Raw genomic sequence first — 13256 nt, 5'->3', positions numbered from 1 at the left:
CCATTACCCGCCAAACAAGCACGAACCCTATAACACAACAACACTATTCCTACCTAAGCAACACTGCTTTTTTAACTGCTTTGCGGGTTGGGGATTGATACGAGAGAAGATATACGCCCTCGGCAAATGCTTGTGCAGGTATCGTAAATTCGTAATATGGGGCGCGGCTCTCACCGCTTATGACATGTTCATAAACCACCTTGCCGTTCATGTAAGATAACGAAATAACCGCAGCCGGCTCGGCATTGCTCACACGCACAAACAACTCCCGGCTGAACGGATTGGGGCGAAAACTGAACATAAATTCATCTGTTGTCGGGTCACGCTCCTGAGTCGGTAGTGGTGAGGCGATTGCAGATTCTTTGGCATGGCTTTGTGTGCCTGCAATGCGTTTGTCTGCTGCATCTCGGGGCTGAGCCGGTATCATCATTGTCTGACCTCCGTTGATGCCCTTCAGCTTAGAGTCCACATACAGCGACAGACTGCCCTGCTCTTGTGAATCTTCGGTCAGAAAAACCCTGAATTTATTGTTTATCAATGCGCCAGAAGTGTCTTCGCCCGTCTTGTAGTAAAACGAGAAGCCCGCATGACCCACCACCCCGGTATCCAAAAACATATTGCTCCAAAATACCGCACCATAGTTGCTCACCCTGAAAACACCGTCCTCTACTATGGTGTAGCCTCCTCCGATATTACCCCCTGCAACAAAAGCATCCCACAACACATCATCAAAGAAAACGTACATCTCCGCATTATCAAAAAAGGCATTTGCCGAATCCACATCCACACCTATATCTACAGGAAGAACCATTTTGCTCGATACCATTGTAATGATATCAGGCTGCATTTGAGACGAATTAAACGGACTCACCGCATCATTATGTACCGGAAGCGTGTAGCAATGGAGTGCCGCCACTTTTGCATTCTGTTTAATATTAACTTTGGCGGTGCCCTGAACAGAAGTAGAGCTAAAGATGACCTCCGGATAGCTCATCTCAAAAGGATAACTGCTGCACTCCGTTATACGCGCAAGATAGATCACTGCATTGCTCGTGGGATATACACTCCCCGACCGAGAGAAATAGTGTTGCACAAAATGCTCTGGCGGATTGGTCCAACGGTAGTGTATGCGCACACTGTCACCCGGTGGGATGTCGGGTATGGGAATACCCTCGCTATTGACAGGAGTGCCTTCGGTTCCAAATATTGGAGGGTTACCAAAAATATTATAATTAGATACCACTCTGGATGGACTCAATGCTATAACAGTAGGGATATCCATGAAACTGAAATCCCACTCGGGGTTCAGTCCGCTGAGACTCGCATACAGATACAGTTCACCTCCTCCGCTTGTGTCTGCACCCTTGTTGCGCACGGTTACGTACAAGTCTAACTCCCTGTCCAGCACGGTTATCATAGTCAGTCTGCCGTTGACTACCGTTACCGTGTTGCTTGCGGCTATGTCGGGACTCCCGAAATAATTATTCTTGGCAGACACTTCTATATTCGGCTCACGGGCTGTGTCGGACGGCAAATCTTTCAGCCATAGAAAGAAATCAGAGTGATTATTTACAACATGAAGCGCGACACTGTCCGTAATCAGCGACCTGCATGCGTTGGTTATCAATGCCCTAAACAAGGTATCATCGTTACATTTATTAGCGTGAATGCGTAGTTCAGCAGAAGTTGCGCCAGCGATATTATCCCAACTGCTTGTGCTTGGATTGTACTGCTGCCATTGAATAGCGAAAGGATCGGCAGAGGAGTAATCCAAATAAAATGTTGCGTATTCTCCAATTTGCACTACTTGAGAAACGGGCTGCATGGTCAACGGGTTACATTCCAGCACATTACTCAGGAGGCTGTCGCAATAAGTAAAGCCCTGATTAGTCAGCTTAACTATCTTTCTGCGAACAAACTCCGCTCCGAGCGACTGCACCCCCCAAAGCGTGTCATGGTTAAACCCTGCTGTGATGTCCGTCCAGTCTGTGCCATTGCAGCTTGTCTGCCATACCACCCTAAACAAACTGTCCGGCTCTATAAGCATAATATCTCCGTGAATAATATCAGGGTCGTAGGCATAGAAACGGATGGCTCGCATGCTGTCTATGTTGTAATTGGTGATTGTAAGTACGTTGCTTGTGTCTGAACAATAGGAAAACGGGGAGGAATAGGAAGAAGCAGCTACAATCTTTCTGATATACTTACGGGGTTCATGGTCGTCAAACCTGCGTTCGATTCCGCGAGGACTGTAACGCCAGTCCACCCAAAAATATGCCTGATTGTCTATATATTCCGCAATGTCTGTCCACGCATAACCGTTGGAGCTTGTCTGCCATTTGAAGTAATAAGAATGGGCGGGGTCGTCATAGACTACGACCGTATCGCTACGCAGAAACGTTAACAACGAACCGCCAAATATCGGATCGCAGACCCGTTCGTCATACAGCGGATTCAGTGGAAATATATCATTCCCCTGAATGGCGGGTACAACTTTCACTACATTGCTCCAATTATAGCACGCATCGGGATACAGAAGGCGTTTGAAATAAATTGTTCTCTCAAGCGGTTGATTGGTCAGGTTTTGGGTGTATTGTTCCATATCCACCCAATCCTGATTGTTGTAGGAGTAATACCACGAATAATAGAAAGTGCCGCCCCCCGAAGGTGTGTTGCCCTCCAAAGAGAAAGTACCAGCAGGAGAACACGAGGCAAATGCAGGTATTCCGTTATTGATTTTGTTGGTGGCAAGTTCGGCAATCTGATTGACTGTGATTGTATCCCTTGCTTCACACTCGGTTGCGGGGTCGGTTACATGGACTATGACTTGGGCGGGCAGAGCGTCAAAGACCGGCTCTATGGTGTTACTTGTAGCGTAGTTAAGGCTGTATGTGCCGTCCTTGATTTCCCAATGCAGTTGGTAGTTTTTGGAAAAGCTGTCTATGTCAAGGGCGGTGTAGGTTGCATATTGGTTCTCGTTGCACAGGAGCGTATCGCCCGAAATACGCACTTTGGGATTGAAAAGCGGGACGGTAACACGAACGGTGTCTGTTCCGTCAAGCACGAGTTTGACATGGTAAACGCCCACTCCTGCGTAGGTGTGCGGTTCGGGATATGGCTGCATGGAAGTATCTCCATCTCCGAACATCCATAGGTAGCTACCTCGACAACAAGCAGTGCTACTGAAAACAACAGTGTTACAGTCTTTTATCGTGTAGTAAATGGTATCTTTGATAACTTCTATTCTCTTTGCGTCTATCTGATTGGGCAAGCCCATTACCGATACACCCCCCATGCCGCCTATTTGCAGTGGTACTCCATAAGGCTCGTAGCCGAGCGGGTTATGGTGGATTTTGCTCCAGTCAGCATCAGGGTGGTTGATGACGGCAAGTTCTGAGCTTCCTATGTTGGCTATGTAGAGCCTGTTGTCGGGTCCTAGTTGCATTGCCTGCCAAGAGGCATTGTTGGGAGCAATCCCTATATCTTGAATGTAAGAGAGCGGGTTATTGAAAGATAAATCCACCCTGCGGATAAGGTTTTGGGTGGTGCCCTCATTTTCACCAATCCAGTACAGATAGCGGGAATTGGGGCTGAATGACAAGCCATATATAAGATAGTTAGGGAAAGGCAACTCTGCAAGGTGCGTGAGCTTGCCTGTGGCTCGGTCAAAATTATAGATATTATTAAAAGTGGCGTATTTGGTGGCATCTGGAGAGAACTTTCCTTGACCATAGTGTAGATTAGCCCCATCAAATCCAGGAACAAGCATTGTATCAACTAACTGAAAGCCATTTGTATCAATAGATATTATTGCTAGATAGTAATCCTCTTCGTTTTTATCAAAGCGTACTGTAGTAGCTAACCAATATCCAACACCGTAGCATTTTGCAACAACAGTTAGATTCTCTCCTGCATCTATGGCATTATCTTTATTTTGCATGATACCCGCTATAGTAACAGGAATATTTTTATAATTAAACAATGTGTCGTAAAGTCCGTTGGACTTTTTGTGCAGTATGCTGTAATAGAGGTTTCCTTCGTATGTAACAGTGCTGTGCAGCATCAGGGTTTTGGTGGTGTCGTTGGGATAAGGAAATACTACGGCAGGCTGTGCGCAGTTGTCTGCCATCTTGAAGCCCTCCCCATTGCCATTATTCGTTGCATTATGATTGCTGTTGTACACCACTCCTCTGTCAATTTTATGGTTACGCCCGCTTGCATAGAACATCAGATTTCCCTCTTTGTCGCTTATGCTTACGTTACCTTCATTGGCGTTCATGTTATTTGGCGCACGAAAAGAAAGCTCCATGCTTGGTCTGACACCTGCTTCCGTGAAGACAAGCCCTGCATGATTGCCAAAGAACCAGTTACCGCCCTCGTGGCTTAGGGCGGCACCGCAGGTTACTACCCACAGGGCTTGGGGTATGTATTCCGTTGCGGTGTCGCTGTTGTAAGCCACTTGCAGGCGGACATCGTATTTGCCTTTTTCGTCCATGTAATACTGCCATTCGTGGTTGTCCGTTATTGTGGCGGAATGGACTGTCTGTTGCAGGCTGTCGTAGATTGTCCATATATAGTTTACGCCTGTGTTAGTGTAAGGCAAGGCTCTGAACAGCACCGTATTGCCTGTGTCGCACATCACAGGGTTCTGCATTTTGAACCGTGCGCTGAACATACATATATTGGGCTGATGGGTGATGAGGTTTTCAATATCCGTCAGCTCCCGCTTGTAGGTTTCAAGCACATGGTACATTCGCTCCGCCTGGTTGCGGGTGAACCATTTGGAGCAGGCTTCGCTTGTGTAGTCCATGAAGTTTTCTATCTGGTCGGGGCGGGGGTCGTTGTCGGGACAGGAGTTTATGCCTGTGGGGCATTGTTCGTTTTGTGCCGCCACAGGCGGAGTGTCGCAGCAGCCGTCCCCCTGCACTTCGCAGTCGGCACTGTCAGGAGCGCAGCCGCCCTGAAAGGTGTGGCGCAAGCCGAGAAAGTGCCCAAGCTCGTGGGCAAGGGTTTTGTTGCGGCTTTGGCTGTGCAATTGACACTGGGAGCATGCTTGGCTTGCATCGCCAAATCGTTTTCGGCTCACCACCACCGCATGGTTAAAACCCGTTTCAGGGTAGCTTGCGTAGCCCATTACCCCCGGTTTTTCAATACTGTCCACCACAAAGATATGAATGTATTCGTTGGTATTAAGTGTGGAGTCCATGAGAGCGCGGAGAGGGGCGAGCGTACCCGAAGGTATGCTGCTCAGGGGGCTGTTGTAGCGGATTATGCCGCTGCTGTCCGCGCCCACAGGGGCTAAGTAGAACTGTATGCCTGTGTTTACGGCAACCGTATGATTGTCGGGAATACCGTAGCCCGCAAACTGCCTGTTGAGCGCGGCAAGGGCGTTGTACACCTGACTGTTGGGTATGTTGCTGCCTTGTCCTGCTGTTGTGTCGCCCGGTTTGGCTACTATGTGGACTATGACAGGCAGGGCGTAGCGGCTTTTGAAGCAGTCAGGGTCGATGGTCATGCAGATACTGCAAGGGGGAGCGGGCTGCGGCTTGGGGTAAAAAACAAAATTGGGGTTGCGCTCCCGCCAGCGTTTTGCTCCGTAGCTGATGAGCTGGGGCATATCGCCCAAATGCGGGTTGGCTTGCTTTTGCTGTTCCAGCATAAGGTCGTGTACACAGGTAAACGTGTCTTGGGCGGTGCCGTTGAAGAAGGGCAATAGCATTGCCATTAAGATAAGTTGGACTTTTCTTTTCATGATGGTAAATATTTAGTTATGGATTATTTTGTAATTGTTTTTTCCTTATTCGGTTTTTATTAGTTTTATTATTTGTTTAATTCCGTTTTGTTGGGTTACTTCCATGAAGTAAACTCCTTGTTTCCATTTGGCTGTATGTATTCTTTCTATTGTGTTTGTTAGGGTGGTTTTTAGTATTTCCTGCCCAAGCGAATTGAATATGATTATTTCAGGCTTCTTATCTTCTTTTAGCTCAATAATCAGTTCATCAGTAAACGGATTGGGATAAACCTTAAAATCTAATCTTTCTACCCCTTTCACTCCCACCCTGAATACATTAAGCGTATCGGATTGAGCTACACACCCTGCATTGCTTGTTATGGTCAGGCGGTAAATTCCTGTGTCTGTTATTTTCAGGAAATTGTTGTTTTCGCCTGTGGGGTTGTTGTCTTTATACCATTGATAGCCTTTGGCTGAAACATCTGTTTTGAGGGTGTCGTGGTTTTGATAGATTACAGGCTTTGGGGGAGTAGTATCTATTGAAACTGCTATTGTGTCATAAAAGATACAGAAATTGGGAGTTGTGATTTTTGCTATGTAAATCCCTGTTGTGTCAGCAGAGATTTGAGAGGCGGTTTCGCCTGTGTTCCATTCATAGCAGTGCATACCGCTTGGGGCTTGCAGTGTGAGGCTTGCGCCCAACTCCTCACACCAACCTGTGTCATTGCCTAAGAAGTTGTGGGGTATTTGGGCTTCTGCAAACAAAGTGGTTGAAAGTGTATCATTGGAAAGCAGGACGCATTTTACTGTCCAAAGTCCTGTATCGGGAAAAGTAACAGTTGGGTTGTCTTCTGTACGCTCAAACTCGTTGTTCGGGTGCGTAAATATCCATTTAGTTACATTAGCCGCCAAATAAGATAACCCGAAATCAAAGGTTTGATTGCTGCACTTATCCTCATATATAATTCTTGGCTGTCCATGGGTTAGATAGCCTACAAAGATGTTAGGGAGACCATATTGCATTGTCCCTTTTGATAAGTTTACAGCCTTCTTATTTATGTGAATATTATTAAAATCGTTGCCGTTTATTATTCCAATAAAAGTTGAGTCTGCCAATCCAAAGTAAATATTTCCGTCATTGGATAATTGTAATTGTGTAGCAGACGGCAAGATTAAGCTATCAATCATTCTGTATTGATTAGTTGGAATATTATATACCAATACTGGACTATCTCTTCGGCAAATAAACAAATTCTCGCTGTTGTCTGAAAACTCTGCACCCCAAAGATAACGGTCATTTGGAATTGTTGTAAACAATTCCAAATGACCATTTGTTTTATCAAACCTGTAAAGTTCGCTGAAGATATTTAAGGGGTCTGTTGGGGTAAATACATGAGCCATATACTTAGAGTTTGGAGAAAACTTTATAAATCCTTGATTTACAAATATTCCATCAGTAAATATACTGCTTTTTTTATATTGAATTCCAACAGAGTTGATGACAGGGCATTGATTAAATCCATTACTTGTGAGTAGGTATAAGTAAAAGTTATTGTTTCCCCATTCATGCCCTATTATCCAAATATCCCTGCCGTTGGCGTGATAAACCGCACTGACTTTTTCAGATGAATTAGGGTGCAGCAGAATATTCTTTTCACTAACCTTTCCGTTTCCGTTGTTGGCTTTTATATTGACAACGCAATATTTCAGCCCATTCATATAATCATAGGAATAAGGTGTAAGAAAGATGTAATACAAAGAATCATTGTCGGGGTGGTTAAGAATTAAGCCGTTCTGCGAGGCATCTTGGCTTCCCTCTAATCCATTTCCCCCTTCCATAATCTCGTGGTTCTTATTCCAAACAGTTTGTCCGTTTGTATAGAATAGTAAATTGCCATTGGTATCTGCAATAGTGCCTGATGCTTCTAAAGCATACATCTTGCTGTTTGTTAAGGAAACAGGCGAGCCTGAACTAAAATCTATCCCCGCGCTGTCGCCAAAATACCAAATATTAGCCCGTTTGTAGTCGGGGTTGGTTTCGTAGGGTTGGGCGTGTGCGCCCACCCCTGCAAAAAGCAAAATGATTGCTGATATGAGGTAATGCTTTTTCATTGGCTTTGTCGGAGCAAAGATATTATATTCCATCATATATGATATACTTGTTCTCATTTTTTTTCTACCTTTTTGCGGTGAGTTGGCGGGAAATAAAGTTAATAAGGTACAATCTGATAGGCGCATAGTTGCTATGGCTGCCAAAATCAAGAAGTTGAGGATTGATAAAGGGTACTCTAATTATGAACATTTTGCCATAGACCATGATTTGCCAACAGTACAGTATTGGAGAATAGAGAGTGCTAAAACCAACCCCACAATACAGAGTATTCTTAAAATCCTTGATATTCACAAAATCAGCCTTAAAGAGTTTTTTGAGGATATTGAGTAGTTTTTCTTTCATAGCTATAAGACACATTTTAGCGGGTTTATGTCGCCTCAAAGGTAAAACAAATACTGTCCACCACAAAGATATGAATGTATTGGTTGGTGTTGAGCGGAGTATCAACAAGATTGCGCAAGGGAGCGAATGTGAGAGGGGCTACGCTGCTGAGGGGGGAGTTGTAGCGGATTATGCCGCTGCTGTCTGCCCCCACAGGAGCGAGGTAAAATTGTATGCCTGTGTTTACGGCTCTGCTGTCTGTTTGCCCAAAGCCTGCAAACTGCCTGTTGAGGGCAGCAAGTGCATTATACACTTGCTCGTCTGGGATATTGCTTCCTTGCCCTATGGTTACATCTGTTGTTTTTGCTACAATATGCACTATTACGGGTAAGGCATATTTGCTTTTAAAACAATCAGGGTCTATGGTCATACAGATATCACAAGGCGGGGCGGGCATAGGCTTGGGATAAAAAGCGAGGTTTGGGTTCTTTTCTCTAAAGCGTTTTGTTCCATAGCTGATAATCTTGGAAATATCAGGGCTGCGAGGGTTGGAATCTTGATACTCTTGCAAGAATTGGTTGTGTACACAACGGATTGTGTCTTGGGCTGTGCCGTTGAGAAAGGGCAACAGCATTGCCACTAAGATAAGTTGTACTTTCTTTTTCATAATAGTTTTTATTAAGTTGTGGATTATGTAATTATGTTCTCCTTATTAGTTTGTCTTAATTAGTTTGTAAATTCCTGTACTTTCATCTTCAAATCTGATTTTGAGAAAATAGATGCCGTTCTCTATATTACCTGCTTCTATTTTGTTTAGTCCGTTTGAAAGTTCTGTATCAAATACTTTTTTTCCTGTTATATCAACGATTTCTGCTTTGAGATTTTCTTTTGCTAAAACTTCAATGTAGAAATAGTTGTCTATGGGATTAGGGAATATTTTTACAAAAGCATTGGGCTGTAAGGTTCTTGCTCTTGTGCCTCTTATCTGAACTGTATCTGATATGCCTAAACAGCCGCCTGATGTAATGATTTCAACCTTGTATATTCCGCTGTCGCTATAAACCAAGTAAGGTTGGTTTGAGCCTGTCATAAACTCATCTTTGTACCATTGGTATCTGATATTTCCTATTGCATTGGTTTTTAATGTATCTTGACTTATAGTGATTACAGGCTTGTCGGGAATACTGTCTATAACTATATTTATGGTGTCATAGAGAACGCAGAAGTTGGGAGTTGTGATTTTGGCGATATAAATCCCTGCTGTGTCAGTTGTTATTTCATCGCCTGTTTCCCCTGTGTTCCATTGGTAGCAAAACATTCCTGCGGGTGCTTTCAGGGGTATGCTTGCGCCTACGCTCTCGCACCAACCTGTGTCATTACCGAGAAAGTTTTTGTAAATCTTGGGTAGCATTGTTACTTCTTTGGTGAGGGTATCGCTTCTGCTTCCGTTGGAAGCAATGTAGCGGACAGAGTAAACTCCTGTGTCCTGAAACTCAATCAAAGGACTTTTAATGCTTGCTGTCATAGTTATTCCTTGTTTGGTAATGAGCCAATCATGCGTTGTTGCGGAAAACGTGTCTTGTCCGTGAAATTGATAGGGGGGGTATAAAAGTAACTTTGGTTGAAATTGGGGAAAACATAATTCATCGTAGCATTTAAATCAATTTTTTCCTCTAAAACTTTAATTGTATCCAAATCATCGTTTACAATAAAATCTATAAAGGATACATCATCAGGTCTTCTTCTCATTAAGGCAACCCCATAATTATATGGCATTTGTTGTAATTTAGATTTAAGTCCACTAAGAGCAATTTTGTTCTTCGAGTTAATAGTAGATAAACTGTCATTCGGATTAAATTTAAAAGATAGCAAATCATCATCACGTTCCGTTACAAACAAATATGAGTTATCTTTGTTGAAACAAAGCCCTGTTGTTAGTTGAGCTAAACTATCAAGAGAATACAAAAAATCAAACTTTCCATTGCCCGAATGAAAGCGATACGTTTCGACCCTTTTTATGAGAGGAAAAGTCTGATTGGTATTTACTTTTGCCATATAGCTCCCGTCAGAAGAAAAAACCATTGTGAAGAATGCTGCTTGCGGACTACCAAAAGGAGTAGAAAAAGATTTGGAAACAACAGGGCAGGAAACAATACCCTGTGAAGTAAGCAAATAAGAATACAGGTTGTTCGCTCCAAACTCATGTACTACCACCCAAATATCTCTGCCATTGTCGGCTTTTACTACGGCTATGGGTTCGCACACGCTATACATCAAAACAGAATCTTTATACGCAACTCTGAAAGTGTCCGCTTCCCTTACAATCAGGTTTACAGAAAATTCTTTTGTGGTGCTTATGTTGTAATAAGTATTGAAAAGATAAATACTATCGGGGTTGTCCTCATGGAACACAAATACAGAACCTAAGTTTGAGGAGTGATGACCAAGAGCAAGGTTGCCATTGTGGATTATCTCGTGGTTGGCGTTCCAAATGGTTTCCCCATTGCTGTAAAGCAACAGGTTTCCGTCTTGGTCGGTGTGAACGGCTGCGGCTTCATGGGTTTGTATGCTTGTTTGCACCTTGTAAATGGTGTCAGGGTCAAAGCGTAAGCCTACTCCGTCCCCAAAGTGCCAGTTGCGGGTTCTGTTAAAGTCAGGATTGGTTGCGTAGGGTTGGGCGTGTGCAGCAACGCCCACGAGCAAAATTATTAATATAGCATAGAGGTTCTTCATATTCCTTATCGGGTACAAATGTAAACGAAAGTATTTATTGTAGCAAATATGCTTCATTTGTTTTTTGTGCTCGGTACACTTTTGTTGGGTGCAACAATTAAGAGAAGAGGAGTTTATTATTAAATTGGGTTTAAGGATAAAAGAAATCCGAAAAGCCCAGAAGTTGGCACAGACCCAGTTGGCTTTTGAAGCAGGACTTACAAGAAGCCAAATAGTAAGAATTGAAACGGGTAAGATAAATACGAGTGTTTCACAACTATATACCATATCTAAAGCACTTGATGTTGACATAAAATGTTTTTTTGAGTTTGATTGAATTAGAACTTATTCTGTTTGTTTGATAAACTTGTATGTTGTTATTCTGTTATTGTCAATCAGCACATGAACAAGGTACATGCCTGCGCTCATGCGGCTGATGTCTATGGTGTTTACGTCTGCTTGCAGGTTGCCCGATGTGATGAGGTTTCCTGCAATTCCTGTTATCTCATAAGAGTAGCCGCCTTGCTCCAAAACTTCAATGGTTATCTCTGTGGTGGCGGGGTTAGGGTAAACGGAAAAAAGATGATGTTTGCTGCTTATACTAACATTGCCTGTAAATCCCACACAAGCACTTGTGTCAATACAGGCGTTTTGGGTTATTTCTACGGCATAGCTGCCCGCAGCAGCAGGGATAAAGAATTGCATTACCGCCCCCGAAATGGGGTTGAAATTGTCATTGCAGTCAAGCCATTGATATTGAACATTGTCCTGTTTGGCAAACAAAGTTTCGGCTACCTTTTCAACATGGTTGTCGAGTATAAAAAGCGTTGCTGCAACCGCCTGTCTTGGCAATGCACAAATGCCATGATGCAACTCCACCCAAAACAAAGCAGAGGAATCCAAGAAAGGGGTTACAAAGTATTCTCCTGTGTTTAGTATAGTGCCATGTGTTTCCGTGTCATACCAATTTAGCGCTCCGCTTTGTGCAGAAGCCTGTAAGGTTAAAGTTCCCAGTCCGCACCGAGAATTGTCAGTTGTTGAAGTAATAGTGTCAGTTGCAGCAGGGGGAAGTGCCTGCAAGTAAGGATAGCCGCAATTAATGAGTGGGTATATAGCCCATACAGTATCAAAATTAAACCCCTGAAAATTGGAATCCACCTGCATTTCTGACAATGACAAACCTGTTGCAGCACTTCTATCTATATTAGCATTGTTGTAGAAACCACTGTTTTCTGTAATACCTATATGGGCTAATCCCGCAAAACCTCCGACATTTGAATCTCCTGTAACCTCACTGGTGCTATAGCAAGTAGTAATGATTCCCATTTCATACCCTATTACTCCGCCAATATTTATACTGCCAACAACTCTTCCCATACTGTAACAGTTGCTGATCTTACGTTCATTATATCCTATCAACCCTCCCACATTCTTTACTCCTGAAACATCACCTGTGGCATAACATTCCGACAACTCTGCCTTGTTTTGCCCCACTATGCCTCCTATGTTTTCTTCTCCCGTAACATTACCAGTTGCAAAAGAAAAACAAACGAGATTCTCCATTCCTAATGCTAACATATTTCCTCCTGCAAGCCCTCCTACATTATTTTTACCTATAACATCGCCAGACGCAGATGAATTTATTATTGTATGACCAATTAATGAAGTAGATATTATTCCCACCAATCCTCCTACATCATTGTTCCCAACAATGTTGGCTTCACTTCGGCAGTCAATAACTCCTCTTGAAAAATCTGTTATTCCTCCAACAACATTGTTACCTGTAACACTGCCAGACACAAAGCAGTTAATAATTCTACCAGCATTTGCTCCAACCAATCCGCCTACATGATCATTTCCAACCACTTGAACACCAATCAATTTAAGATTCCTAACAATAATTATTGTATCAAGATGTCCTCCATTAGAAGTAGCCCCGAAAAGTCCGACATTATCTTGGTAAGGTCTGTTAATGTACAGATTGTAGATAATGTGTCCGTTTCCATTGTAAAAACCTGAAAAACTTTGCTCATTTACTGCATATCCTGTACCTATCGGCTTAAACCCTAAACCACCATTCAGTGTATCGGTGCTTGATGCGTCAATATCAGCCGTCTGAATGAAATAAGTGATATAATCCCAATATTCGGGGCTTTCACTCAACAGTATCAAATCGTCTAAACTGGCTATCTGATACGGATTATCTGCCGTACCAGCTCCTCCTGAAAACTGTGCTCTTGATTCTGTAACAAAAAGGCACATGGCGACACAAAACAACAAGAATGTTTTCACGAAGTAGTTAATTAAACGGGTGTCCATGCCTATTTTATCTAATTGACTTCGCAAAAATGAGGTATATATTCCGTAAAAACAAGAATT

8 protein-coding genes are annotated in these 13256 nt (G+C 43.2%); 2 read left to right on the top strand and 6 right to left on the bottom strand.

The genetic code is table 11. The features are described 5' to 3' along the window. Positions 1–49: 49 nt before the first annotated feature. On the bottom strand, positions 50–5752 hold the full coding sequence (locus tag M9892_10565) for a M43 family zinc metalloprotease (GenBank protein MCO5254794.1): 5703 nt from the start codon (positions 5750–5752) through the stop codon (positions 50–52). 45 nt (positions 5753–5797) lie between these two features. Further along, on the bottom strand, positions 5798–7900 hold the full coding sequence (locus M9892_10560) for a T9SS type A sorting domain-containing protein (protein MCO5254793.1): 2103 nt from the start codon (positions 7898–7900) through the stop codon (positions 5798–5800). A gap of 25 nt (positions 7901–7925) precedes the next feature. Between M9892_10560 and M9892_10555 the strand changes: the two genes are divergently transcribed. Beyond that, positions 7926–8174, top strand: coding sequence for a helix-turn-helix domain-containing protein (locus M9892_10555; protein ID MCO5254792.1), 249 nt, complete (start codon positions 7926–7928; stop codon positions 8172–8174). Between the two features lie 37 nt (positions 8175–8211). Here M9892_10555 and M9892_10550 read toward each other — a convergent pair whose 3' ends face one another. From M9892_10550 to M9892_10540, 3 genes are read right to left on the bottom strand one after another with little or no spacing between them, the layout of a single operon-like run. Further along, entirely contained in the window at positions 8212–8832 is a 621-nt protein-coding gene (locus tag M9892_10550; GenBank protein ID MCO5254791.1) for a hypothetical protein, read from the bottom strand. A gap of 45 nt (positions 8833–8877) precedes the next feature. Beyond that, the gene (locus tag M9892_10545; GenBank protein ID MCO5254790.1) at positions 8878–9690 is read right to left on the bottom strand and encodes a T9SS type A sorting domain-containing protein; all 813 of its coding nucleotides are present in this window, start codon (positions 9688–9690) and stop codon (positions 8878–8880) included. A gap of 2 nt (positions 9691–9692) precedes the next feature. Further along, positions 9693–10898 carry a hypothetical protein gene (locus M9892_10540; protein MCO5254789.1) on the bottom strand — a complete coding sequence of 402 codons (1206 nt, stop codon included), beginning with the start codon at positions 10896–10898 and terminating at the stop codon, positions 9693–9695. 88 nt (positions 10899–10986) lie between these two features. Between M9892_10540 and M9892_10535 the strand changes: the two genes are divergently transcribed. Next, on the top strand, positions 10987–11214 hold the full coding sequence (locus M9892_10535; GenBank protein ID MCO5254788.1) for a helix-turn-helix domain-containing protein: 228 nt from the start codon (positions 10987–10989) through the stop codon (positions 11212–11214). Between the two features lie 8 nt (positions 11215–11222). On the opposite strand, the gene M9892_10530 is transcribed toward M9892_10535, so the two are convergent. Then, a complete protein-coding gene (locus tag M9892_10530; GenBank protein ID MCO5254787.1) occupies positions 11223–13196 on the bottom strand; it encodes a T9SS type A sorting domain-containing protein in 1974 nt (657 codons plus the stop codon). Positions 13197–13256 lie beyond the last annotated feature (60 nt).

This window comes from Bacteroidota bacterium (assembly GCA_023957335.1).
In the GTDB taxonomy this organism is placed as follows: domain Bacteria; phylum Bacteroidota; class Bacteroidia; order NS11-12g; family UBA955; genus JALOAG01.
The sequence above is the reverse complement of the archived record's forward strand: the minus strand, read 5'-3'. Positions and strand labels throughout refer to the sequence as shown.

Coding starts and splice junctions, on each gene's coding strand:
- M9892_10565 (MCO5254794.1), bottom strand. CDS start 5,752: ATGAAAAGAAAAGTCCAACTTATCTTAATGGCAATGCTATTGCCCTTC.
- M9892_10560 (MCO5254793.1), bottom strand. CDS start 7,900: ATGAGAACAAGTATATCATATATGATGGAATATAATATCTTTGCTCCG.
- M9892_10550 (MCO5254791.1), bottom strand. CDS start 8,832: ATGAAAAAGAAAGTACAACTTATCTTAGTGGCAATGCTGTTGCCCTTT.
- M9892_10545 (MCO5254790.1), bottom strand. CDS start 9,690: ATGACAGCAAGCATTAAAAGTCCTTTGATTGAGTTTCAGGACACAGGA.
- M9892_10540 (MCO5254789.1), bottom strand. CDS start 10,898: ATGAAGAACCTCTATGCTATATTAATAATTTTGCTCGTGGGCGTTGCT.
- M9892_10530 (MCO5254787.1), bottom strand. CDS start 13,196: ATGGACACCCGTTTAATTAACTACTTCGTGAAAACATTCTTGTTGTTT.